Here is a 22,984-nt window from a genome sequence, read left to right as displayed (position 1 = left end):
GCGCAGTGCCCGGCAGGCTCAGGCCGCGGCCTGGCGCGCCTTGAGCTCCGAGCTCCGGATGGGACGGTAGTCGCGCGGGGCCTCGAGGTTCAGCCGGCGGCGCACCTCTTCGAGCGGCAGCGCGAGGAGCGACTCCCAGTCGACGGCCGGGAGCCACACGGCCTTCCGGCCGCGGCGGAAGCCGTCGAGGATGGTGGCGCGCGACAGCTTCGCTTTGGGCGCGCCGAGCGTCTTGAAGAGCCCGATGGCGGCAATCAGGGCGATGGCGGGGTTCTTCGTCTGCGCCAGGGTGAAGGCGAGGAGCGCCGTCTCGCCGAGCACGTCGCCGTGATAACCGGTCGCGGCGTGCCACAGGTCGTGCGTGTCGCGCATGCGAGCGTGCACCCAGTCGAGCGGCGCGGGGAGCGACTTGCCGAGCGTCGACCCCTTCGCTCCCGCATCGCGGATTCCCTGCGCGGAGATGTTCTCGCGCTCGACGAAGTCGAGGTACGCGCGCCCGAGTGAGCCTTCGGGGAGCCGCGCGAGAGCCGAGCGATCCACGAGCACGTCCACGATGTCCGGCTTCTTCGCGAGCAGCGCGCGGCCGGTCTCGCTGCGACGGAGTCCCGACGCGATCCGGTGCATCGTGTCGAGCGAGAGCGACTCGATGATGGTGAAGACCTGCGGCAGGTCGTCCGGGTCCCTGGCGAGGATGCGGGCGGCATGGAACGCGCGACGGGGAGCGAATTGCAGATGCGGCATGGGAATCCTCCTCTGCTACGGGTACGACCTTGGGACTTACTAACAATCTTGTCAACAGCCTGCTGACAGACTTGTCGATAAGCCCCCACCGTGAGATGGTGCCATCCATGGCCGAGACGAAGCGCAAGAGGCGTGACGCGGCGGCCGCGCGCACGGAGATTCTCGACGCCGCGGAGAAGCGCCTCGTGCTTGCCGGCCCGGGGGGCATCCGCCTCCAGGAGGTCGCGGCCGACGCGGGCGTGTCGCACCCCACGGTGCTCCACCACTTCGGCAGCCGCGAGGCGCTCGTCGACGCGGTCGTCGAGCGGGCGCTGCAGGCCATCCACGCGCGGCTGGTCGAGGCGCTCCAGAAGTCACGGGGCGAGGAGGCGGAGCTCGCGGCGATGCTCGACGCCGTCTTCGACGCGCTGGCCGGCTCCGGGCATGCGCGCGTGCTCCTGTGGATCGCGCTCGAAGGGCGTCACGTCACCGGCGGTGAGGTCCCGCTCTCCGCGGTCGTCGACGCGACGCACGCGTTGCGCAAGTCGAAGCACGGGCGGAAGAAGCCGCCGCCCCGGGAGGACACGGCGCACCTCGTGGTGCTCGCGTCGCTCGCCCTGGTCGGGCTGCCCGTGCTCGGTCCGAAGCTCTTGCGCAACTCCGGTCTCGAGAATGACGCCGACTCCATGCGTCGCTTCCGCGCGTTCCTCGCGAAGGTCATCCTCCGGCAGTTCGCGCCGCCGCCAGAGACGTGAGCCCTCCCGCTGCCCGTCCCCTCTTCCGGGGCTCCCGTTGACGGCCTCCCCGCCCGCTCAGCCGAGCACGCGCTTCACCATCGCCTCGGAGCGCTCGTACAGCTCGCGAGCGAGCGTGGCGTCCTGCGCCGAGGGGCTCGGCGTCCGCTCCCGGGAGGCGTCGTAGTAGCGGCCGCTGACGGTCTCCAGCTCCGGAGCGGTGGCGCAGTACAGCGAGGTGCGCGCGCCCTGCTCGTTGGAGAGCATGAAGAGCTTCATCACCGGGCGGATGGGCCAGGGCGCCTCGCGCCAGATTTCGGACGCCACCACCCCGGGGTGCAGGGCGTAGGTCGTCACCCCGGTGCCGGCCAGCCGCCGGGCCAGCTCGGCCGCGTGCAGCACGTTCATCAGCTTGCTCACCCCGTACATCCGCAGCCGCTCCGGCACGCTGCGCGTGGGCCGCTCGAGCATGTTCCAGTCGATGCCGCTTACCCGTGCGTGCGCGCGGCTCGCCACGTTGACGATGCGCGCCCGCTTCGCCTCCTGAAGCCGGGGCAGCAGCAGCGAGGTGAAGAGGAAGGGCCCGAGGTGGTTCGTCCCGAACGTCACCTCGAAGCCGTCCCGCGTCACCCCGGGTGTCGCGGCGATGCCCGCGTTGTTGATGAGCACGTCGAGGGGCCGGCCCGTGGCGAGGAAGCGCTCGGCGGATTCCTTCACCGCGTGCAGCGAGGCGAGGTCCAGCGGGAGGAACTCCAGGTCCGCGCCCGGGTGCTCGCGGCGGATGTCCTCGATGACGGGCAGCGTGCGCTCGGCGGAGCGCGAGGCCATCACCACCGCGGCTCCGCGTGAAGCGAGCGCCTCCGCCGTGGCCCGGCCGATGCCCGAGTTCGCTCCGGTGACGAGGAACGTCTTGCCCTTCAGCTCCTGCTCCGCCATGGCCTCACCCTCCCTTGTGCCTACTTGCCGGCTCCCGCCACGGGCTTCTCCGCCTCGGCGGGCGGATCCTCCGCGAGCCGTTCCTTCTGCAGGCGCCTGGCCGTTGCCTCCGCCTGACGCATCACCCGCAGCAGGTTCTTCCCGGCCACCTTGCGCACGTCCTCATCCGAGTAGCCGCGGCGCAGCAGCTCCGCGAGCAGCGCGGGATAGGTCTCCACGCCCTCGAGCCCCTGGATGGTCGTGGAGATGCCGTCGAAGTCCGAGCCCAGCCCCACCGAGTCGATGCCGGCGAGCTTGCGCACGTGGTCGATGTGGTCCGCCACCTGGGCCAGCGTCGCACGGGGCGCGGGGTTCGCCGACCTCCACGCCGTGAGGGCGGCCTTCGCCGCGTCAGGGTTGCCGGCATGCAGCACCTTGAAGCGCTCGGCGGCGGCACTCTCCTCGGCGCTGTACTTGCGCACCTCATCGGAGATGAAGCCGGGGACGAAGGTCACCATCACCAGGCCGCCATTCTTCGACAGCCGCCGCAACACCTCGTCCGGGACATTGCGCGGGTGCGGGTCGAGAGCGAACGTCGAGGAGTGGGAGAAGATGACGGGGGCCTGCGAGAGGTCCAGCACCGCGTTCATCGTGCGCGCCGACACGTGCGAGAGGTCCACCAGCATCCCCAGCCGATTCATCTCCCGCACCACCGCGCGGCCCTGCTCGGTGAGGGGTGTGGCCATGGGCGCGTCGGTGGCGGACTCCGCCCAGGGCACGTTCTTCGAGTGAGTGAGGGTGAGATAGCGCGCGCCGGCGCGGTACATCTGGCGCAGCACCCCCAGCGAGCCGCCGATGGAGTGCCCCCCTTCCATGCCGATGAGCGAGGCGACCCGGCTCGCGCGGTGGGCGCGCTCCACGTCGTCCGCCGTCAACGCGAGCGAGAGCTGCTGCGGGTAGCGCTCCACGAGCCGGTGCACCACGTCGATCTGCTCGAGCGTGGCCTGGATGGCCGCGCCGCCCTCCAGGTCCGCCGGGACGTAGACGCTCCAGAACACGCCCCCCACCCCACCCTCGCGCAGGCGGCGCAGGTCGGTGTGCAGCGGCGGTTCGAGCTTGCGGCCATCCTGGGTGAGGTCGAGCGCGGCGAGCCGATTGCCCACCCGCTCGCGAAACTGCCACGGCAAATCATTGTGCCCATCGATGAGGGGCACCTGGCGCAGCAGCCCGCGGGCGCGTTCCAGGCGCGCGGCGTCCTCACGCGCGGGCTGGGCGTGGGCCCGCGTGGAGACGAGGCCAAGCGCGGTGCACAGGAGGAGGGACAGGGCGGAGCGCAGGGGGAACATGGAGCCGTCCGGGAAGCGAGGGGCCCCGAGTGTAGGCCACATCAACGGCGCGGTGGAGCCTTCACCTCGTGCCAGGGAAGGCCTGGGTGAGCCGGGCGATGGCCGCCGGCAGGCCTCGCACGCGCAGCTTCCTGCCGTGCTCGTCGAACTCCTGGGAGACCACCGTGGTGTGCTCGTACACCTCGCCGAGACGTCCCTGGCTGGCGTACGGAATGACCAGGTCGGCCTCGACCATGGTGGCCTCGAAAAACTGGATGATGTGCTGGCGCAGCCCCGACACGTCCTCCGGCCGGTGCGCCGAGAGCTGGAGGGCGTCCGGGTACCGGGTCCGCAGCGCGTCCCGTGCCTCCGCGTCCAGCCGGTCCACCTTGTTCAGCAAGAGCCTGCTGGGGACGGCATCCGCGCCAATCTCCCGGAGCACCGCCCGGGTCACTTCGAGCTGTGCATCGCAGGTCGGGTCGGACGCATCCACCACGTAGAGCAGCAGCGAGGCTTCCAGCGCCTCGTCCAGGGTGGAGCGGAACGAGGCGACGAGGTCGTGCGGCAGCTTCTGGATGAAGCCCACGGTGTCGGAGACCAGCACGCGTGGGCGGGTCTCCGGCTGCAGCGCTCGCACCGTGGTGTCGAGCGTGGCGAAGAGCTGATCCGCGACGAGCACCTCGCTGCCGGTGAGGGCGCGCATCAGCGAGGACTTCCCCGCATTGGTGTAGCCCACCAGCGCCACCCGGAGCTGGTCCCTCCGGGCATACCGGCGGTGGTCCTGCTCCCGCTGGATGGCGGCGAGCCCCTCGCGCAGCTCCGCGAGCCGGTCGCGAATCTTGCGCCGGTCGAGCTCCACCGCGGAGTCACCGGAGCCACGGCCCTGCTGGCGCTCGCGGCCTCCGGTGGACTCTCGCAGCCGGGGGGCGAGGTAGTTGAGCCGGGCAATCTCCACCTGCATGCGCGCCTCGTGACTCCTCGCATGCCGGTGGAAGATGTCGACAATCACCCCCGTGCGGTCCAGCACCTGCGCCCCCGTGGCCTTCTCGAGGTTGCGAAGCTGGCTGGGTGAGAGCTCGTGGTCGACGACCACCACCGTGGGACGCGGGGTGGAATCGCCTTCACTGGGGACCGTCAGCTCCTCGGGCGGGGCGGCCTCTTCCTCTTCCTCCTCCATCTCGGCGTCGTCCGCCTCGGGCGCCTCGGCGTCGGCCTCCCCCTCGGCGGCCTCTTCCGCTTCCGCCTCCCACCGCTCGCGAGCCTTGGAGGTCGCGGTGCGCGCGCCCGACGTCACGACCCCCGCACCTCCGGTGAGCGCGGCCAGCTCCTTGAGCTTGCCCGTGCCGAGCACCGTTCCGGAGGCCAGCCTCGTGCGACGCTGGGACACGGTGGCGACCGCGTCGTACCCCAGGGTGTGCACCAGCCTGCGAAGCTCCGCGAGGTCGGCGGCGTGCTCCGTGTCCGAGACGCTGGGAAACTGGACCCCGACGAGGACAGCGCGAGGACGGACGGGGGTGTTCTTCGACATGCGGACCCTCTAGCACGTCGCCACCCCCGGGTGGGGACGCCTCCCGCCGCCCAGCCCGGTGAGTGGACCCTCCCTTCCCTGGTCAGCTCGAACTCAAGGTGGTTCTTGCCTTCCATGAGTCCGCCAATCGGCACCTGCAGGTCGAACTCCAGGTCCGCGATGCCTGTGATTTGCGCCTTGCCGTAGAGGGTGCGGTAGGGCCACCGCCGACCTGAACCACAGTCGCGGCGATGAGGTACGCCCATCACCAACACACGCTCATCCTGCTTCCCTCCGGCAAGGTCCTGGTCGCGGGCTGAAGAGATGCGCCTGGCGTCACCATCAGGTCAGATGTTCATTGCCGGTGGCGGCGTGAACAGAGCGCTCATCGCTTGATGCGGACCACCACGTCCGGGTTGCGCCCCAGGAGCCAGGTCAGGAACAGCGCCGCGTCCACCCGTCCGCGGAGCGAGGCCTCGAAGTGCGCCAGTGTCGCCGCCCGGCTCAGACGAATCTGCCGGGTGGCCCCCATGGTCTGCCTGTAGCGCTGGCCACACAACGGCAGGCAGCTCCCCGGGTCGAACACCCCCGGGTCCACCCCCGCGGTGAGCCGCGCCACGAACTCCGCCTGCCCCCGCATGGGGTCGGACATCTGCAGCAGCTCGCATTCCCGGGTGTCGGTGTTCTCCACGTAGGGCTGCTCCCGGTTCATGAAGCCGCTGTGGGTGCCGCCCAACAACTCCACCAGCGTCACCGGCGGGGGTGCCAGCGCGAAGGCCCGCTCCGGGCCCGAGATGGGCACCAGCTCGTCCGCGGTACCGGCGAGGATGAGCGTGGGCAGCGAGCGGCTGTAGAACGGGGGCCCGAAGAAGCAGGACACCGGCGCCTGGGCCACCGCGGACTGGATGTCAATCTTCAGCGCGGGGTGGTAGGCGGCGATGAGCACCGTCTCCCCTCCCGCCGACAGGCCCAACACCCCCCGTCGGGACGCATCCGCCGCCGCCGCCAGGTCCGCGTCCAGGCCGCCCAGCTGCGCCACCTGCCGCATCACGAAATCCAGATCCCCTGGCTGATTGGGGATGTCCGCGATGGTCGGCCCTCCCGGCGCGTCACCGCTGGAGAGCGGGAACCGCGGCGCCGCGATGATGTAGCCATGCGTGGCCAGGTGCTCGGCCATGAACCGCACCGGCTCCCCACGGCTGGTGAGCCCATGCGCATACGCCAGCAGCGGGAAGGGCCGGCCACTCGCCACCGGCACGCGGTTCTCCGGAGGAGGAGAGGCCTCCAGTCGCGGGTCGCATACCGGGTAGAAGACCCGCGTTCTCAAGGTCCTCACCGGCGAGCCCGGGTAGCTCCCATTGGGCGGCGTGAGACGTGTGGTGTCGACGAAGACGAAGTCCCGCGTGGCGAAGCCGTACGGCCCCCTGGACGAGAGCGCCTCCAGCGTGGCGGGCATGGGCAGCGAGTGCCCCACGCAGGCTGGGCGCCAGGGTTGGGTGCCATCACCCGCCTGGGTCACTCCCGCCCAGAGGACCAGCGCGCAGACCAGCATCGCCTTCAATCCCAAATGCTTCATCGGACCCTCCGGCCCTTGGGGCCAACCGACTGTGTTCGGGGAGAGCCGTCCCTCCAGATGGGTGACGGTGGCGCGCACCTGTCGGCGCATGGACCGGTCGGGCTGCATGGGCAGGAGGACTTCCTCGGCTCGGGACCAAGAGGTACGGGCTGCCCAGGCGTGGAACAAGTCGCCCGCGGGTATCGCGAGGCTGTTCTGAGCCGTGCGTGCGCGGAGGCACCTGGGAGGTCAGGCGACGGTCCACCGGGGGAGCTCGAGCTGCTCCCAACGGCCACCGGTCATGATCGCGCGCTGCTCCGGAGCCGCGTTGAGTTCGTGCGGATAGCCCAGGGGGACGGCGCTGACCTCGTCCAGCCGCCGGAGCTGCTCCGGGCTGAGACGCACCGAGAGGGAGGCGAGGTTGTCGTCGAGTTGGGCGCGGGTGCGCGGCCCGATGACCGGGAGGACGCCCTTGGCTTGGACCCAGGCAATGGCCACCTGCCCTGGAGTCGCTCCGAGCTCCTGGGCCACTGAGAACAGGGCATCGAGCACGGCATCGCGCTTCTCCGCTTCCTGGTGGAGGACGCTCCCCTTGAACTCCGTCGCCCTCCCCTTCTCCCCCTGGCGGTACTTGCCGGTCAGCAGTCCACCCGCCATGGGGGACCACGCCATGACTCCCAGGCCCAACCCGTCCGCCATGGGCAGCAGCTCGCGCTCGGTGGTGCGCTGGAGCAGGTTGTACTCGGCCTGGAGGGCGGTGATGGGGGCCCAGCCGCGCAGGTCCGCCGTGTTGGTGGCCAGGGCCACGCGCCATGCCGGGGAGTTGGAGATGCCGCCGTAGACGATCTTGCCGGCACGCACCAGGTCATCGAGCCCGCGAGCAATCTCTTCCATGGGGGTGACGCCGTCGTCCATGTGGACGAAGTACAGGTCGATGCGGTCCGTCCCCAGCCGCTTCAGGCTGGCTTCGACAGACTGCACCATCGCCTTGCGGTTGGCGCCGAGCTCGGCCAGCGCGGGACGGGACGAGGCGCCGCGGCTGTACTTGGAGGCGATGATGAAGCCGTCGCGGTGGGGACGGATGAACTCGCCAATCAACCGCTCGGACTCGCCTTGCTGGTAGTTGTCGGCGGTGTCGATGAAGTTGCCACCCGCCTCGGCGTAGGCCTGGAGGATGCGGTGCACCTCGTCTGGCGGGGAGCCGTAACCGAAGGCGGTGCCGAACATGCCAGCCCCGAGGGCCAGCTCCGAGACCTTGAGGCCGGTTCGCCGGCCGAAAATCCTGTAGCGCATCGGTGACTCCTGTCTGTTCCCATGGATGGGAAGTGGTAGACCCGATATGCGCCATCTCCTCTGGAGTTTCAGCGTCGGATACGCCGCATTCATGGTTCAAAACGCCAGGAAACGGGGGCTTTGATGGATGCTCTCTCTGAGAGCGTGAGCCTGCTCCGGACGAAGGGGCAGCTCTATGGCCGGCTGGAGTTCACGGCTCCCTGGGGCTTCGAGTTCCCCGGGGGCAAGGGCATCAGCCTGATGGTGACTCGCGGCTCCTGCTTCCTGGGCGTGGACGGGCAGGAGCCGCTGGTCGCCCTGGCAGGCGGTGACTTCGTCTTCCTGTCCTCGCCGGAAAGCTACTCCCTGCGGAGCACTCCGGAGGCCTCCCTGCGCCCCATGGAGTCGGTGGTCTCGCCCGAGACGTTCCAGCGCCTGCGGGCGATCTCATACGACGGAGGGGCCAGAGGCGGCGGCGGCACGTCCGTCTCCCTGATCGCCGGGTGCTTCACGTTCGCGACGCCCGAGAGCGAGTGGCTGGCTCAGCAACTCCCTCCGGTCATCCACGTGTCTGCGTCCGGTGCGCACGCGCCCCAGCGGTTTCAATCCACGCTCCAGTTCATCGATGCCGAGCTCGCGGAGAACCAGCCGGGAACTTCCGCGGTCGTGGACCGGCTGGCCGATGTGCTCTTCATCCAGGCCGTGCGCAGCCGGATCCGCGCCCCCTACCGGGACGAGAACCCGAGCTGGCTGCGTGCGCTGGCCGACCCACAGATGGGTGAGGCGCTGCGGCTGATGCACACCGAGCCAGGACATGCCTGGACGGTGCCGGAGCTCGCGCGCCGCGTATCCATGTCACGGTCCGCGTTCGCCGCGCGGTTCCGCGAGCTGGTGGGGGTCACGCCCCTCGAGCATCTGACGCAGTGGAGGATGGTCCGCGCCGCGGGAATGATGCGGGAGGGGCGTCCCGTGAAGCTGGCGGCCATCGCATCCGCCGTGGGCTACGAGTCCGAGGGCGCCTTCGGCAAGGTGTTCCGGCGGGTCATCGGCGTGTCCCCGGGACGGTATCGCCAGGAGCACGCGCAGGGGTCCCCAGCGGGCGGCCAGGAGGGTACTCCCACCCGAGCTCTCCCACCTGCCCGGCCCACGGCTTAACAGAGGCGCTTCGGCGAGCACATTAGACTCGTTGCGCGCATCCCATCGATTGCTATAAGGGCTCCCCATTCAGGAGCACCTGCGGCGTCAGGCGGGGGCTCACCAGAATCGCCGGCCGACCCCGTAGCTCAGTTGGATAGAGCGGCGGTTTCCTAAACCGCAGGCCACAGGTTCGATTCCTGTCGGGGTCACTCGCCCTGCTTCCCAAGTCCTCGGAAGCAGGGCGTTTTTTTGTCCGCACGCGTCCGAGTGCATCCGCTCGATTTGGTACCCGTTTGGTACCGGAACCGAGCCGTCCTCCCCCGCTAGCAAGCCCCCGCAACCACCATATCCGTCCGGTAAACGCTGTACCGGCCGCTTGAAGACGGACGAGGGTTGTGCTCGGCGGTGGTCGCGAGCCCGCGCGTGAGCAGGTGGACGGGAGAGAGACCGAGCGACGGTGCTCAGGAGGAGTCGGCGGCGCGCCGACGCTTCCACTCGTGAGGGAGCAGCTCGCCAATACGTGAGTTGGGGTGCGTCTGCACGCGCAGCAGCACGTCGGTGAGGTACTCCTCGGGATTGACGCCGTTGGCCTCGCAGGTGGCCACCAGCGCGTAGAGGCCCGCCAGGTTCTCGCCCGCAGCCTCGTGGCCGACGGGTACTCGTACACCTCGCTGGTGCGCCCCTTTCCCACCGGCTTCAATTCCTCGCTGCCGCACGCGCGGCAGTGCCGCTCGTCGGCGGGAACGGGGTGCTGAATCTCGCGCGTGGGGCACTCCGCAGCTTGGCGGGCAGCTCTGTCTCGGCGCTTCTTCTTCGCCGCCGCGTCCCGTGTCGCCTTCGACTTCGCGCTCTCCGCTTGGCCGCGCAGCTCGGCCGCTACCGGCGGCAGGCGCTCCGCCCTCCTGCCGAAGACGTGACGCTGGAGGGCGGCGGCCAGCTGCCCCTGGAGCGCTGTCAGCTCCCCGCCGATGCGCCCCACCTCGGCCTTGAGCTCCTCGGCTTCCTCGCGCCAGGGGCAATGATGGTCAAGGGGAAGGACTCCGGGCACCCGCCCTCAACAACTCCCCGGGTGGGCCATTCGGCAGGTGACGTCTTCAGCTACCTGTGCGCCCAGGGGGCGTCCAGGCGGGCTGGCGCTTCACCTCGGCCACTTCGACGCCGTCCAGCAGCACGACCAACTGCGTGGCGTCCAGTGGCACCGACCGGGCGTCCTCGTCCACCGGCGGCAGCCGGAAGCGGCCCGTCTCCAAGCGCTTGTAATAGAGGACGAAGCCGCCCCGGCTGAAGGTGAGGATTTTCACTCGGTCGCCCCGGCGGCTGACGAAGGCGAAGAGGTGGCCCGAGTAGACGTCCTCGCCCCACGAGGTGCGCACCAGAGCCATCAACCCATCAATCGACTTGCGCATGTCCACCGGTGAGGTGGCCAGCAGGACTCGCACCGAGGCCGGCAGCGTCAGCACGCACCGCGCTCCAGGGCCGCCACCAGCCGGGCTAGGTACTCGACGTCCGCGTCCGGTCCGAACCGCACCCGGACGCCGCTGGGCAGGGCGACCTCCAGCGGGGTCGTGGCTGGGCCGGGCGCGCTGCTCACCTGCACCGGCAGCAGGCGCACAGGCGTCTCGACTGCAGCGCCCACCTGGCGCCGCCGACGGTAGACCCACGATTGCAGGGTGCTCAGGCGCAGCCCTCGGCCCTCCGCGAACTCCCGCTGCGTCAGCCCGCTGGCTTCGAACTCCTCAGCGGCCCGCAGCCACTCCGGCGTCTCAACTCTCTTTTGCACGCGTCGAGGGATGACCCGGCCCGCTCAGCTCGGCAATGCCCCGCGGCACGTCATTCGCCGGACGGGTACCCTGCACCGGCAGCAGGCGCACGGGCGGCTTGGCCACCGCGCCCCCCTGACGCCTGCGCAGATAGACCCACGACTGCAACGTGCTCAGGCGCAGCCCCCGGCGCCCGGCGTACTCACGCTGCGTCAGCCCGCTCGCCTCGAACTCCTCGGCAACCCGCAGCCACTCCGGCTTCTCGACTCGCTTCTTCACGCGTCGAGCGATGACCCAATCTGCTCAGCTCCGCAACGCCCCGCAGACACCCTTCGCCGGGCGGATACGGACGGATACCAGTGCACCGCAGGTAATGGCTCGGCTCCCCATCGCATAGGTGCGCTGTCTCAACGATGCTCTCGATGAATGCGTATTCCGGTCATGCCAATGAGGGGACCGTCCCCAACTCCCCATGGCTGCGCAAGTCCGTGCAGCTCGCGGCGGGCCGCAGGGCCGGGGCTTTGCAACCACTGGAAGTGAGGAGCAACCGGCAAACTGGCATCTGCGGCCACTAATTAGCGCGCTCTACGGGCGAGACATCCACAGCCGAGATCATCACCCCGGCTTCGCCTCAAGCCAGCGCGCGAGGCTTATCTCCGAAGATGAGCGACTGCTGCTGGCACATGTAGATTGCATTCTTTTAGTCACCGCCACCCGTATCGATATCTGCATCTCCAGACTCGTTCTGCGGCAAAGTAATTTTGAGGGTGGACATAAAGCTCCGTTCTAAGGAAGCAAGATGTGCAGCGCGAGCTTCAATGAAGCCGCGCGAATCTCCGCAACTAAGTGCCGCATAGGCCTCCTCCGAAATGGCGTGGCTATCCAGCACTTGCGATCTAACCTCTTGCGGAATGCTCAGAAGCTGGGCTCGCGCGGTTTTACCCTTGATAGGGGGAAGGAACACACGATTGGCTGGACTCCACACAGGATCATCGGACGTTTTGAAAACGTATTGAAAGGCGCGACTATCATACTCACCCAACAGACCAGTGACGCTTAGTGCAGTGCCGTTGAAGGCAAGTGGTTTCTTTCTTCTCAACTGGGTGAGAATGAGTGCGCGAACGCGAGCGCTACGTAGATCAAAGCTTTCAGGAAATGGCCTTGCAGCCTCGTCAAGGCGAACGGCATTGAATGAGTGAAGGTCTCCCTTGCCTAACCCCCGAATCTCCTCCAACGCCAAGCGGACATTTGTCGAGTTTGCACCTGCAAACCAGCCAGAATAAGATGTCGACCAAAACCAACGCCTGAGCAACTCAAGCTGCACAGAATTACACTCAGGCCCTTGTCGGAAAAACTCGCTCAGCATGACAAATTGAAGTGCGTAGGGAAGCAGGCGACTACTGGGAACCCCCAGATTCTCAACCAGAAATTGTGCTGCACGAAGCATAGACGCCTCGGCAGCCTTCACCGTATCTGGCAGTTTGCTACCTAAGTTCTTGGCAAGTTGCGACCAGTTGGTACGAAGAATATCTTCTTCAGCCGCCGCGACAATTGCGCGGAAAATAATGACACGACTCATGTCGCCAAAGTGATATTCAGCCAAACCATTGATTATCTCATCTATGCGTTTGGCAAGATCGAATCCATCCTGACCCTCTCGATACGTCAAGGCAGACACCATTTGATCCGGCGTCATTTCTTCCCCGCGCGTATTGAGGCGGGAAAAGACCTCGACAGCCTGCCCCAGGTTTCCCCCTTGGATGCGAATCAGGGCGAGCTTATATGACTTAACTTTTTGAGCCAGTCGCTCAGCCTTTTCAATAAGACTGGCCGCCTCTTTTGGAAGTTGCTCTTGGAGTATGCGTGCCGCCTGGAGGAAATCCATAGTGCGCAACAATGCGCGAAGCGGAAAGAAATGCGGTGGCGGAGATTCGCCCCGCAGATGCACAAAAATATCGTTCCTCAGATCATACCAAACCCACCACTGCCAGAACTTTTGGTCGGGACCTTTTGGAAAATCTTGAGGTAGGCGGAGTACCCCATACAGAGTGGAGAGTCGCTGATGCCCGTCCAAAACATAGGCCACTGCGCCGGTAGGTGCTTGGGGTACACTCAACGGACCCATCTCGTCGGTGCTGTCAAATTGCTCTACAGCGCTCCAAAGTAGCAGGCTGCCGATAGGATACCCTTTTTGAATGCTATCGAAGAGTTCACGCATAGCCTCGGGCTTCCAAAAAAAGCGCCTTTGGAAGCGAGGAATGCGCAGCGTCCCTTTGCTGATCTCATCGAAAAGTTCCTCGATGAGGGAAGAATCGGGCTTTACAATGGGGGCAGAGGATTCACTCACAGAAGCCCCTCAATTCGGTCGAGAATAGCTTCGATTTCGCCAGGATTAGTTGTGCACGTAAGACGCATGGCATTTTCATCGGGCAGATGGGTCTTTAGCTCGAATAACCGCCAGGCATGCTCACCAAAGCCTCCACAAAGAGCTTCGATTACATGCCGACCGCGCTTTCGGAGGCTCTCAAAGAGCGCTTCTTGCTCCTTAGGGATAATTGGTCTCTCGCTTTCCTTATCCCGTATAAATCCACTCTTCATATCATAGTGGTCTCGCTGCTCGACCGACAGCGCCAGAAATGCCCTATACGTATTCTTTTGCCGCGCTGCTTGAAGTGCGCTGACGGGAAGATAGTTTTCTATCTCGCGCTTGTGGAGCACAATGACACCGACTTGGTGATCTCTTGAGATCTCCTCAAGCAGTTCTACTGTTTCGGATCTGTGCCCAGGAAACATTCTGTCGCTATCGGCAAAGACAAGAATCCGGTCTTTGGGTATGCCTTTCTGAAACAACTCAATGAGGCGTCGTTTGATCTCGCCCTTTCCTCCGGCGTGATCAATCTCCCACCACTGCCGCTTTAGGGCCTTGGCAAGCTCATCCCGCCCAAAGGCCCGCATCATGGCCTTAAGAAACGCCCCGTCACTCCCAGAGTTCTCAACAATGACATATGCTTTTTCCTCAAGAACATACCGCGCCGTTTCTGGAGGAATTCCTCCAGAAACCGAGGGGTCGCGAGTAATGACGAGAAAAAGGCGATGCCTTCGGTGGGATGGTGGTTCTCGGTCTATTGCGGTGAGGTACTTTTGCAGAGCTTCGACGTTGCGGTGGGTCGTCCGACTTTCGGGCTCTTCGGTCAGCCACGGGCTACTCAGAAGGACTTCTTCGTCCTCAAAATGCCAAGCGTGGCGCTCTTCAAGAAAGCAATCAACAAGCCTATCAAGCAGGTGCCAAGCTCCTTTATCTCTCAAAACGTCCAGACCGATTTCGACCCTCATTCCCGCCCCCCTTCACGCTTGGCGGCACGGATGGCCCGAACTTCGTCAAAATCCTCTGCAAACACCCCTCGTGGCCACGATGAAACATCGCCATTCGGGTAGAGTGTGATAGGCACGATTTGGCTGTCTGGACGAGGCTTGTCGTCTACCCAGCAGATTCCAACACGTCGAACGTCCAGCGTGCCCTCCGCAATGCGTCGGCGAATGCGAAGAATAAAGTTCTCGGAATGAGTCTCGATAAGGAAACGAGAACCAGGGTGTTTGGCCGCCTCGATATAAAGATCAGCCAAGTCGCCATGCGCACCAGGGTGTAGGTGTAGTTCCGGCTGCTCTACAATCTCTATGCTTCCTCTTTTGCCGGTGAGCGTCTCAAACAGACGCTGAACCACCAATGGAAGGACTTGGCTCAAGCCAGTCCCAACATCCACCAAATTCACCTCGACATTTGGATCATCCGGATTACGGAGTACCAGCGAGAATGAATCCCCGCTGCGGGAAATATCAAGTATCCACCCGCCAAGGTAATCGCGGTACCACTCGCTGACGGCCTTTAGAACAATGCCGCCTTTCCTCAATGAATCTACGCCGAGGAGAGCGGGCGCGTCGTAACCACTAACCCCCACGCTTTGAGGGGCGCCACCAGGAAAGCGATACTGTCGAACTGGTGGAGTTCGAAAGGGACCTAGATAGCCCACCCTCTCGACTGCGCCTCGAAGCCCCGGCAGCAGAGCGGCCAAAAGCTGGGCGATTTGCTCCACAGGATAGACCGAATCTTCAGGTTCTTCGCGACGCGAGTGAACAATTGGCCAGAGCCCCTGAAATGACAGGAGTACGCCGAGGAGGGTTTCATTCTCGCCCCACTTGCAACCGTAAAGTGCAGGTTCGACTTGGGGATCGACCTCCGACCGCTTGAAATGCAGTAGCGGTTTTCCGTTTTTCTTCACCTCGAAGGTGTCTACGACCTGCATCATGAATTCGCTAAAGTGTTGGACCTTGGCCCACAATTCGATGCGCTCCCCGTGGGCGCTTTCGAAAGTTGCTCCCAAACCAACGGCGCCATGCGGGGTACGATTGTGGATGAGGTCTACAAACGACCCACCGAAGTCCACTCCTCGAATATCCAGATCAAGGGGCGATTGCGCGCGTTCGGAAAGGGCTTGGGCCAGCAGCAGTGGGAATCGGGCGATTGCGCTCTTGCCGGAACTATTTCGGCCGATAAGTATCGTGAGCGGTCGCAGGGCGAGCGTTTCCCAGTTGGGGAACGCCTTATAGTTCTCGAAGGATAGGCCGGTCAGTTCCATGTAGGGTCCCAGTAACCCACGATACCTAGAACCGCTGTGCAGGCGAACATTCCGCTAGAGGTAATTTTCTGGGCGTCCATAGCTGCGCGGTTTCGCACAGCCAGCGGCGCCTCCTGTAGTCGGGGTGTTGGTCCCGTCGCGGAATCCTGAACGTAGTTGCGACCGAACAGGTGACGTCGTGTCCTCGGCCACAGCAAGCGTAGGCACGCTAGCGAGCATCCAGGGCAGGGCCTACGGCCCATATTGTACCCCAGGCTTCGATCTAACCGTCCTGCCTATCGGTCACGGCGTCGCCTTGGCCGAGCCCCCTAGAAAGGCTCCGGGACGGCCGGCTACCCAGGGAGCCTTGCACTATAGTGCAGAGACTCGGGAGAAAGAGCTATTTCTCCAGGGGCTCACGGACTGGAGCCTGCCTCGCGACGCAGTGACGACAGTTCCTGTCGCGACAGCCGTAGCTGGCGGGGCCAGCTTGGGACAGTCGGTGTCGCGTAGCTCCGGGCCCAGCCCGGCTCCTGGTGCGGCCCCGCCATCGACCCCAAAGCCCCGGCCCCGCGTTCCCACGTCCTCGTCGGGGGGCCGTGCCCTTCCGCCAGGAGCACAAAAGCCGAGGAAATGACATGTCAGAGACAGGAATACCGTCTGAGCCCGGCATGGAGAGCTTGCTCCTGAGAGTCGTTCCCGGGATCGCCGAGCAGTGGAAGGGCAGCACGCCCGAAGAGATTGCGCAGATCGAGCAGATTGCAGGTCGTCCCCTTCCCCCCTTCTACCGCTGGTTCCTGAGCCGTATGGGTCAGAGCATGGGGCCGCTGTCCAGCTCGACGCTGGACTTCTCGGTGCAGCGCATCCTCGACTGTTACGCAGAAGGGCTGGTCGAACCGGATCCCCGGTTCCTGCTCATCGCATACGAGTCTGATGAGATGATGCCTCTGCATCTGTTCTATGACTTCAGCGCACCGGCACGAGGCGATGCACTGGTCACAAAGCGCGATGCTCAGGGGGGTGAACTCTATGACATGTTCGAGACGCTACGCGAGAAGCTCGCTAGGGGCGTGCTCTTCAGCTACCGGGTGAGCGTGATGCCGCAGCGGTGCAGCGGCATTCTCGAAGGCGACGATCCCGACTTCCTCTCGCGCCTCGACCCGGTGATGAGCGGTTTCGGGTTCACCCAGCCGGTCACCACTGGACGCATCTGCCGGCTGTATGAGCGCCCCGATGCCGTCATGCTCTGCAACGGTGCCCCGCGGGCGGGAGTTGGCAACAGGGTGGCTTTCACGCTGGGGGGCGGAAATGCTGAAACGCTCAGAAGAATCCTGGGGGTGGTCTCCACAGAGTCCTCGCTGAACGTCCTGGTCCGCAAATGGCAGCCAGAGCTCCCGTGAGACCCGCCCATGACGCCTGACGGAGCACTGCGCTTCGAACTCCCACGCATCTCGCTGCCCGGGGGACGGGGAAGACAAATGTCCGAACAACCACTAGAGCCCGAGCTGGAGGCATTCCTCCTCAGAATTGTTCCAGGACTCGCCGAAGCATGGCGAGGCTGCACACCTGAGGAAATCGCACAGGTCGAGCTGATTGCAGGACGACCCTTGCCTTCGTTCTATCGTTGGTTCCTGAGCCGCATGGGCCGAAGCATGGGGCCCCTGGCCTACCCGACTCTAGACTTCTCGGCACAGCGCGTACTTGCCTGTTACGCAGATGGATTGATCTCGACTGATCCTCGGTTCTTGCTCATCGCATATGAAACCGATGAAATGATGTCCGAGCATCTCTTCTATGACTTCAGCGCATCGACACGAGAGGATGCGCTGGTGACAAGACGCGATGCCGAGGGTGGACCTCTTTCTGATATGTTTTCGACTCTGCGCGAGATGTTGGCGCGGGGTGCCCTCTTCAGGTTTCGAGTTCGCAAAATGCCGCAACAGTGTGACGGCATGGTCAGAGGCAACAACCCAGACTTCCTCTCGCACCTCGACTCGGCCATGAGCAGGCTTGGATTCACGAAGCCGATCTCCACCGGCCACCGCTGTCGGCTGTATGACCGGCCTGATGCGGCCATGATATGCGACGGCCTGCCAAGAGGAGGGGTCGAAAACAGATTGAGTTTCACGCTTGGGGGCAGCAGCGATGGCGCGCTCAGAAGAATCCTGGGCGAAGTAGCAATGGAGCCCTCACTGGAGGTCAAGGTCTACAGATGGACTCCAGAACTCCGGTGATTGAGCGGACCGTCCAGCGACTCGTCGCCGACTGGTCCTCGCTGCCCGAGGAACGCCGCCCCTGGGCCACCTGGGTCCTCCTCTGGGGGCCCCTCGAAACCCACGAAGCGCTCGAGGTCCCCCATCCCACGGTGCCGCTGCTCGGAGCCTGGTTCCTGACCGACTCCGGCTACGTGCGCCGCGACGTGTGGAGCTATCTCCGCTTCCGCGCCATCCAGTACTCCCCTATCACCCGCTACCCGCTCGCGAACCCGGTGGCCGTGCTCGAAATCGCGCCCTACCGCGACAGCCGCGCGCTCTACGCGGCGGGCCACTTCGGCCCGCTCCACGCCTACGGCATGCGCACGGAGCTGGACGCGAACGGCCAGCTCACCGAGCACCGCTTCTGGGTCTCATGACCCCGCGGCCAGCACCCGGCCCAGCCGCGCCACGGCCTCTTCGATTCGCGCCGGCTCGCAGTTGCTGAAGTTCAGCCGCATGCAGTGCGCCGCGGACCGGCCTCCCTGCACCGAGAACGCCTGCCCCGGTAGGAACGCGACCTTCTCCGTCTCCAGCGCGCGCGAAAGCAGCGCCGTGGTGTCGCTGCCCTCGGGCAGCTCCGCCCAGACGAACATGCCGCTCGACGGCCGCGTCCACGTGGCGCCCTTCGGCATGTGCTTCTCCAGCGCGCCCAGCAGCGTGTCGCGCCGCAGCCGGTACTCCCGCCGCAGCCGCTCCAGGTGCCCCTCCAGCCTTCCCGAGTCCAGGAACGACAGGATGATGCGCTGGGTGAACGTCGCCGTGTCGATGTCGCTCGACTCCTTCACCGTCGCCAGCCGGAACACCATCGGCTCGGGCACCACCACCCAGCCCACGCGCAGCGCGGGCGCGAGAATCTTCGAGAACGAGCCCACGTAGTACACCCACTGCTCGTCCAGCGCGCGCAGCGGCGGCACCACCGTGTCCTCGTAGTGGAGGAAGCCGTACGCGTCGTCCTCGATGATGGGCATCCGGTAGTCGCGCGCCAGCTTCACCAGCCGCTCGCGCTCCGCCACCGACAGGCTCGTGCCCAGCGGGTTGTGCCCGTCGCTCATCGTGTACAGGAACGCCGGCCGCTCACCCGCCTTCAGCACCGCCTCCATCCCGTCCAGGTCCAGCCCCGTGCGCGAGTCCCGCCGCACCGCCAGCCGCTTCGCCTGGAACGGGTCCAACACCTGCTGGAAGCCCGAATACACCCGGTCCTCCAGCATCACCGTCTGCCCCGGCTCCAGCATCAGCCGCGCCAGCAGGTTCATGCCCTGCTGCGCGCCGGTGGTCAGGAACACCTGCTGCGGCGAGCAGCGCACGCCCCGCTTCGCCATCATCGCCACGATGTGCTCGCGCAACGGCTGCAACGTCGCCGAGTACTGGAGCGCCCCGCTCTGCTCCGCGAGCACTCGCGCCGCCGCCTCTCCCATGCCCTCTTTCGGGAACAGCTCGGCGGCCGGCAACCCCAGCGCCAGGGAGTAGACGCCGGGCTTCGTGATGTTCTGCAGCATGTCCTGGATGGCCGACGGCGCCAGCCGCCGTGCCCAGGACGCCAGGGGAAGCTCGGAGAGGTTCATCGCCCCTTCATGGTACTTCATCGGCAGCTGAACATTCCAGGTGTACCGTGCTGGCGCGGAATCCATTCCTCGTGGGTAGCCTCGCGCTTTCGTGCTCACTCCGGCCGGGAATGGGGCACGGGCCCGCACTCACGGTGCGGCGGCGCCCACCAGGAAGGCGAAGCCGTCCCGCGCGATGTCCTCGGGCACCGTGTGCTTGCCCTCGAACTCGCGGTACTCGACGGAGTAACCCTCCTCGCGCAGCGTCTCCGTGAGGAGGCGCCCTCCCAGGTCGACGGGCAGCACCGGGTCCAACGTGCCGTGGGAGATGAAGATGGCGGGCCGGCCGTTCAGCTCGGACGCGTTGGCGCCGCCCGGAGAGAACGCCGCGATGCGCCGGAACAGGTCGCCGTTGGTGAGTCCGAGCGACAGCGCATAGCTGGCCCCATCCGAGAAGCCACTCACGGTGACGCGCTCCGCGTCCACCGAGTACTCGCGGAACACGCGCGCCAGCGCCTCATCGAGGGCGCGCACGTCCTCACCGAAGCGGTCTTGCGTCACCATGTCCCACGAGCGGTCCACCGACTTGGGCACCAGCAGCACGGTGCCGGTGGCGTCGGCGTGCGCCTTCAGCAGCGGCAGGATGGCCTCGGCGGTTTGTCCCGACCCATGCAATAGCACCACGAGTGCCGCGGGGTGACCCGACTGGTAGGCCTCCGGTACGTACAGGAGCCCGCGCGTCCCCAGGGGCAGCGTCCCCTTCGCCGCGGAAGGCGCGGAGGCCGCCGCGGGCCGGACGCTCAGCCGCGCCGAGCCGAGGTCCTCGTTCACGAAGATGGGGGGCTCACCGCACCCGGCCAACGCCAGCAGCAGCCCCAGGACGACGGAGGGCCGTCCCCTCCGAAATGATGCGCTCCGGGTATCCATACGGGTCACCCTCATGTCACGTGTGACATGGGCGGAAACGAGGAGCCCCTGGCCCCATATCGAGCGAGCACACATGCACTGCGCGTGTCACCGCTCCCATGCGGACGGGATTCCGTGTATCAACCGAGCACACGAGCACCGCAGGTAGTTCAAGCCTTACCCGGAGACCGTAATGCTGGACCGTCCGATGTACCTCAAGCCGAATGTCGCCATCGAGCCGCTGTACAACCAGTGGTACGTCTGGTGGTACCTGCTGTCGCCGGCGACGGCGCCGCTGTTCGTGACGAACCTGCACCTGAAGCTGATGCAGTCCTTCGTGGCGAATCCGGACGTCCACGTCGCGGCCCTGAAGAACCCGCTGCTGATGGGCGGCCCCTTCATCAACCACCCGGCGTCGCGCGTGCCGCAGGTGAAGGAGCTGCTGGAGCGCACCCAGCGCGAGCAGGCGCACATGCTGGCCTTCACCAAGGCCATGGCGGAGCTCGAGCAGCTCCTGGCGCCCAACAACGGCGGCTCGCTGGAGTCGCTCTACCCCAAGGTGCCGGACCTGCTGCGCGGCTACGTGGAGCTGACGTACGACCTGCAGAACCGCGCCAGCGGCCGCCTCATCGAGCCGCTGCTCTACAAGAGCCGCTTCTACCAGGAGTCCTCGCAGAGCGTGACGCTGAACATGGTGGACGGCGACTGGCGCCCGTACATCTTCAGCACGCCGCGCCTCGAGGAGGACTCGCCGCTGTGGCTGCGCGTGCCCTACCGCCACGAGGGCATCGACGAGCTGTTCCGCATGCGCCACACCCCGGGCTCGCCGGGCCGCGTCGCGGAGATGCTCGGCGTGCCGAACTCCGCGGCCTCGCACTTCGCCAACCTCTTCACGGAAGTCGCGCCCCGCAAGACGGAGCGCTACGCCGGTGAGGGCGTGCGCGTGCGCTACTTCGGCCACGCCTGCGTGCTGATGGAGACGAAGGAGGTCAGCATCCTGACCGACCCCGTCATCAGCTACGAGTTCCCCACGGACGTCCCGCGCTTCACCCACGCGGACCTGCCCGAGCGCATCGACTACGTGCTCATCACCCACGGGCACGCCGACCACCTGATGATGGAGACGCTCCTCCAGCTCCGCCACCGCGTGGGCACCATCATCGTCCCGCGCAACAACGGCAACAGCATCGCGGACCCGTCGCTGCGGCTGCTGCTGCAGGCCACTGGCTTCAAGAACGTGGTGGAGATCGACGACCTGCAGGAGATTCCCGTCCCCGGCGGCAGCATCACCGGCCTGCCCTTCATCGGCGAGCACAGCGACCTGGCCATCCAGGCCAAGACGGCGCACCTGGTGCGGCTGGGCGGCAAGTCCATGCTGATGGCGGCGGACTCCAACGCCCTCGAGCCGCGGATGTACCAGCACCTGCGGGACATCATCGGCACCATCGACGTGCTCTTCCTCGGCATGGAGTGCGAGGGCGGCCCCATGAGCTGGATGTACGGCCCGCTCCTCAACAACCCGCTGCCCCGGAAGATGGACCAGGCCCGCCGCCTCAACGGCTCGGACTGCGCGCGCGCCAGCGAAATCTTCAACTACCTGTCGCCCAAGGAGGTCTACGTCTACGCCATGGGCCAGGAGCCCTGGCTGCGCCACGTCATGGTGCTCGTGTACGACGACAAGACGCCGCAGATCGTCGAGTCGAACAAGTTCATGGAGTACTGCCGCTCGAAGGGCATCCCCGCGGAGCGGCCCTACGTGCGCATGGAGCGCATCCTGAAGTAGCCTCGGCGCGAAGAGCGTGGGCGGGCTCCCCCGGGCCCGCCCACGTGCCCCCCGCCGTGGAGCAACATGTCTGGTCGTCTCTCCCTGAAGCAGCGCGCCACCCACGCGGCCATCCGTGCGGGCCTGACGATTCTGAGCGTCATCGTCGGCCTGTCCGTGGGCGCCGCCCAGTTCCTGCAGTGGCTCCGGCTGCGCCACCTGCGGCTCAAGCCCCGGCCCGGCGACATCTACGTGGCCACCGCCGCGAAGTCCGGCACCACGTGGATGCAGCAGATCGTCTACCAGCTCGTCACGGGCGGCCGGGGTGAGTTCGAGCACATCTACCAGGTGTCCCCCTTCCTGGAGGAGCTCATCTCGGCACCGTGGGCGGAGCGCGTGCTGGACGCGCTCCCCTCCCCGCGCATCCTGAAGACGCACATGGACTGGCCGCACCTGAAGGCGCCCCCGGACAGCCGCGTCATCTACGTCACGCGCAACGCGGCGGACGCGCTGGTGTCCATCCACAACCACCGCGTCCTCAACGAGGGCTACCGGTTCGACTTCGACACGTCCTTCTTCCACGGCGACAAGCTGGTGCGGCACTGGTTCCGCCACCTGGAGTCCTGGTGGCCGCACCGCAACGACGCCAACGTCCTCCACGTCCGCTACGAGGACCTGGTGGCCGACCTGGAGGGCAGCATCCGGCGGGTGGCGCGCTTCCTGGGCATCCCCATCGAGGAGGAGCGCATGGGCGACATCCTGGAGAAGTGCGGCTTCGCGTACATGAAGCGGCACGACGCCCGCTTCGACACGCGCATCGGCTTCTTCGACGCGAGGGAGGCCGGCAAGCCCACCTTCATCCGCAAGGGCGCGGTGGGCGACGGCCGTACGGAGCTGTCGCCCGAGCTCCAGGCCGCGCTCGACAGCCGGCTGGCGCCGCTGCGCGAGAAGCTCGGCCTGGGCCCGTCCGACGTGTGAGGCC

Annotated in this window: 21 protein-coding genes, 1 tRNA gene and 1 pseudogene; 8 read left to right on the top strand and 15 right to left on the bottom strand. The window is 66.0% G+C overall.

From position 1 onward, the window contains the following. Positions 1-18: 18 nt before the first annotated feature. Complete coding sequence (locus HG543_RS11565) at positions 19-741, bottom strand: Coq4 family protein (protein WP_169344774.1); 723 nt, start codon at positions 739-741, stop codon at positions 19-21. Between the two features lie 107 nt (positions 742-848). On the opposite strand from HG543_RS11565, the gene HG543_RS11560 reads away from it, so the two are divergent. Beyond that, entirely contained in the window at positions 849-1,475 is a 627-nt protein-coding gene (locus tag HG543_RS11560) for a TetR/AcrR family transcriptional regulator (RefSeq protein ID WP_169344773.1), read from the top strand. Between the two features lie 57 nt (positions 1,476-1,532). Here the strand turns inward: HG543_RS11560 and HG543_RS11555 are convergent, their stop codons facing one another. The 5 genes from HG543_RS11555 to HG543_RS11535 form a co-directional block, all read right to left on the bottom strand. Beyond that, complete coding sequence (locus HG543_RS11555) at positions 1,533-2,390, bottom strand: SDR family oxidoreductase (RefSeq protein ID WP_169344772.1); 858 nt, start codon at positions 2,388-2,390, stop codon at positions 1,533-1,535. A 20-nt stretch (positions 2,391-2,410) separates the two neighbouring features. After that, positions 2,411-3,715, bottom strand: coding sequence for a dipeptidase (locus HG543_RS11550; protein WP_169344771.1), 1,305 nt, complete (start codon positions 3,713-3,715; stop codon positions 2,411-2,413). A gap of 61 nt (positions 3,716-3,776) precedes the next feature. Beyond that, the gene (gene hflX, locus HG543_RS11545; RefSeq protein WP_169344770.1) at positions 3,777-5,222 is read right to left on the bottom strand and encodes a GTPase HflX; all 1,446 of its coding nucleotides are present in this window, start codon (positions 5,220-5,222) and stop codon (positions 3,777-3,779) included. Positions 5,223-5,586: 364 nt separating this feature from the next. Further along, positions 5,587-6,777, bottom strand: coding sequence for an alpha/beta hydrolase family protein (locus HG543_RS11540; RefSeq protein ID WP_169344769.1), 1,191 nt, complete (start codon positions 6,775-6,777; stop codon positions 5,587-5,589). A 228-nt stretch (positions 6,778-7,005) separates the two neighbouring features. After that, a complete protein-coding gene (locus HG543_RS11535; protein ID WP_169344768.1) occupies positions 7,006-8,049 on the bottom strand; it encodes an aldo/keto reductase in 1,044 nt (347 codons plus the stop codon). Positions 8,050-8,172: 123 nt separating this feature from the next. Here HG543_RS11535 and HG543_RS11530 point away from each other — a divergent pair, with 123 nt between their 5' ends. Then, positions 8,173-9,183, top strand: coding sequence for an AraC family transcriptional regulator (locus HG543_RS11530; protein WP_169344767.1), 1,011 nt, complete (start codon positions 8,173-8,175; stop codon positions 9,181-9,183). 117 nt (positions 9,184-9,300) lie between these two features. After that, positions 9,301-9,374: transfer RNA gene (locus tag HG543_RS11525), tRNA-Arg, on the top strand. A gap of 252 nt (positions 9,375-9,626) precedes the next feature. Here the strand turns inward: HG543_RS11525 and HG543_RS11520 are convergent. From HG543_RS11520 to HG543_RS11490, 7 genes and pseudogenes are all read right to left on the bottom strand, one after another. Then, positions 9,627-9,818 (bottom strand): annotated as a pseudogene (locus tag HG543_RS11520) (transposase domain-containing protein); the annotation flags it as partial. Positions 9,819-10,259: 441 nt separating this feature from the next. After that, the gene (gene tnpB / locus HG543_RS11515; RefSeq protein WP_211193862.1) at positions 10,260-10,625 is read right to left on the bottom strand and encodes an IS66 family insertion sequence element accessory protein TnpB; all 366 of its coding nucleotides are present in this window, start codon (positions 10,623-10,625) and stop codon (positions 10,260-10,262) included. Beyond that, positions 10,619-10,945: an IS66 family insertion sequence element accessory protein TnpA gene (tnpA, locus tag HG543_RS11510; protein ID WP_169344766.1), complete on the bottom strand. Its 327-nt coding sequence runs from the start codon at positions 10,943-10,945 to the stop codon at positions 10,619-10,621. The genes tnpB and tnpA (HG543_RS11510) overlap by 7 nt, the downstream gene beginning before the upstream one ends. Further along, positions 10,929-11,204, bottom strand: coding sequence for an IS66 family insertion sequence element accessory protein TnpA (gene tnpA, locus HG543_RS54440; RefSeq protein WP_211193861.1), 276 nt, complete (start codon positions 11,202-11,204; stop codon positions 10,929-10,931). The genes tnpA (HG543_RS11510) and tnpA (HG543_RS54440) overlap by 17 nt, the downstream gene beginning before the upstream one ends. Positions 11,205-11,625: 421 nt before the next feature. Then, entirely contained in the window at positions 11,626-13,272 is a 1,647-nt protein-coding gene (locus HG543_RS11500) for a GmrSD restriction endonuclease domain-containing protein (protein ID WP_169344765.1), read from the bottom strand. Next, positions 13,269-14,258 (bottom strand): hypothetical protein, encoded by a 990-nt coding sequence (locus HG543_RS11495; protein ID WP_169344764.1) that lies wholly within the window; start codon positions 14,256-14,258, stop codon positions 13,269-13,271. The genes HG543_RS11500 and HG543_RS11495 overlap by 4 nt, the downstream gene beginning before the upstream one ends. Further along, the gene (locus tag HG543_RS11490) at positions 14,255-15,559 is read right to left on the bottom strand and encodes an AAA family ATPase (protein ID WP_169344763.1); all 1,305 of its coding nucleotides are present in this window, start codon (positions 15,557-15,559) and stop codon (positions 14,255-14,257) included. Before HG543_RS11490 ends, HG543_RS11495 begins: the two co-directional genes overlap by 4 nt. Before the next feature lie 650 nt (positions 15,560-16,209). On the opposite strand from HG543_RS11490, the gene HG543_RS55200 reads away from it, so the two are divergent. The 3 genes from HG543_RS55200 (at position 16,210) to HG543_RS11475 (ending at position 18,170) form a co-directional block, all read left to right on the top strand. Continuing rightward, complete coding sequence (locus HG543_RS55200; RefSeq protein ID WP_246356935.1) at positions 16,210-16,938, top strand: SMI1/KNR4 family protein; 729 nt, start codon at positions 16,210-16,212, stop codon at positions 16,936-16,938. A gap of 78 nt (positions 16,939-17,016) precedes the next feature. After that, the gene (locus HG543_RS54435) at positions 17,017-17,772 is read left to right on the top strand and encodes an SMI1/KNR4 family protein (RefSeq protein WP_246356934.1); all 756 of its coding nucleotides are present in this window, start codon (positions 17,017-17,019) and stop codon (positions 17,770-17,772) included. Further along, a complete protein-coding gene (locus HG543_RS11475; RefSeq protein ID WP_169344762.1) occupies positions 17,751-18,170 on the top strand; it encodes a hypothetical protein in 420 nt (139 codons plus the stop codon). The genes HG543_RS54435 and HG543_RS11475 overlap by 22 nt, the downstream gene beginning before the upstream one ends. Here the strand turns inward: HG543_RS11475 and HG543_RS11470 are convergent. Continuing rightward, positions 18,165-19,376 carry an aminotransferase-like domain-containing protein gene (locus tag HG543_RS11470; RefSeq protein ID WP_246356933.1) on the bottom strand — a complete coding sequence of 404 codons (1,212 nt, stop codon included), beginning with the start codon at positions 19,374-19,376 and terminating at the stop codon, positions 18,165-18,167. The two genes, HG543_RS11475 and HG543_RS11470, sit on opposite strands and share 6 nt — an antisense overlap. Before the next feature lie 108 nt (positions 19,377-19,484). Then, positions 19,485-20,261, bottom strand: coding sequence for an alpha/beta hydrolase (locus tag HG543_RS11465; RefSeq protein WP_169344761.1), 777 nt, complete (start codon positions 20,259-20,261; stop codon positions 19,485-19,487). A gap of 172 nt (positions 20,262-20,433) precedes the next feature. On the opposite strand from HG543_RS11465, the gene HG543_RS11460 reads away from it, so the two are divergent. Both HG543_RS11460 and HG543_RS11455 read left to right on the top strand, forming a co-directional pair. After that, entirely contained in the window at positions 20,434-22,023 is a 1,590-nt protein-coding gene (locus HG543_RS11460) for an MBL fold metallo-hydrolase (protein WP_169344760.1), read from the top strand. 66 nt (positions 22,024-22,089) lie between these two features. After that, the gene (locus tag HG543_RS11455; RefSeq protein WP_169344759.1) at positions 22,090-22,980 is read left to right on the top strand and encodes a sulfotransferase domain-containing protein; all 891 of its coding nucleotides are present in this window, start codon (positions 22,090-22,092) and stop codon (positions 22,978-22,980) included. The last annotated feature ends 4 nt before the right edge of the window (positions 22,981-22,984 follow it).

This window comes from Pyxidicoccus fallax (genome assembly GCF_012933655.1).
Taxonomy (GTDB): domain Bacteria; phylum Myxococcota; class Myxococcia; order Myxococcales; family Myxococcaceae; genus Myxococcus; species Myxococcus fallax.
This window is presented reverse-complemented; position numbering and strand designations above follow the sequence as displayed.

Coding starts and splice junctions, on each gene's coding strand:
- HG543_RS11565 (WP_169344774.1), bottom strand. CDS start 741: ATGCCGCATCTGCAATTCGCTCCCCGTCGCGCGTTCCATGCCGCCCGC.
- HG543_RS11560 (WP_169344773.1), top strand. CDS start 849: ATGGCCGAGACGAAGCGCAAGAGGCGTGACGCGGCGGCCGCGCGCACG.
- HG543_RS11555 (WP_169344772.1), bottom strand. CDS start 2,390: ATGGCGGAGCAGGAGCTGAAGGGCAAGACGTTCCTCGTCACCGGAGCG.
- HG543_RS11550 (WP_169344771.1), bottom strand. CDS start 3,715: ATGTTCCCCCTGCGCTCCGCCCTGTCCCTCCTCCTGTGCACCGCGCTT.
- hflX (WP_169344770.1), bottom strand. CDS start 5,222: ATGTCGAAGAACACCCCCGTCCGTCCTCGCGCTGTCCTCGTCGGGGTC.
- HG543_RS11540 (WP_169344769.1), bottom strand. CDS start 6,777: ATGAAGCATTTGGGATTGAAGGCGATGCTGGTCTGCGCGCTGGTCCTC.
- HG543_RS11535 (WP_169344768.1), bottom strand. CDS start 8,049: ATGCGCTACAGGATTTTCGGCCGGCGAACCGGCCTCAAGGTCTCGGAG.
- HG543_RS11530 (WP_169344767.1), top strand. CDS start 8,173: ATGGATGCTCTCTCTGAGAGCGTGAGCCTGCTCCGGACGAAGGGGCAG.
- HG543_RS11495 (WP_169344764.1), bottom strand. CDS start 14,258: ATGAGGGTCGAAATCGGTCTGGACGTTTTGAGAGATAAAGGAGCTTGG.
- HG543_RS11490 (WP_169344763.1), bottom strand. CDS start 15,559: ATGGAACTGACCGGCCTATCCTTCGAGAACTATAAGGCGTTCCCCAAC.
- HG543_RS55200 (WP_246356935.1), top strand. CDS start 16,210: ATGGAGAGCTTGCTCCTGAGAGTCGTTCCCGGGATCGCCGAGCAGTGG.
- HG543_RS54435 (WP_246356934.1), top strand. CDS start 17,017: ATGTCCGAACAACCACTAGAGCCCGAGCTGGAGGCATTCCTCCTCAGA.
- HG543_RS11475 (WP_169344762.1), top strand. CDS start 17,751: ATGGACTCCAGAACTCCGGTGATTGAGCGGACCGTCCAGCGACTCGTC.
- HG543_RS11470 (WP_246356933.1), bottom strand. CDS start 19,376: ATGAAGTACCATGAAGGGGCGATGAACCTCTCCGAGCTTCCCCTGGCG.
- HG543_RS11465 (WP_169344761.1), bottom strand. CDS start 20,261: ATGGATACCCGGAGCGCATCATTTCGGAGGGGACGGCCCTCCGTCGTC.
- HG543_RS11460 (WP_169344760.1), top strand. CDS start 20,434: ATGCTGGACCGTCCGATGTACCTCAAGCCGAATGTCGCCATCGAGCCG.
- HG543_RS11455 (WP_169344759.1), top strand. CDS start 22,090: ATGTCTGGTCGTCTCTCCCTGAAGCAGCGCGCCACCCACGCGGCCATC.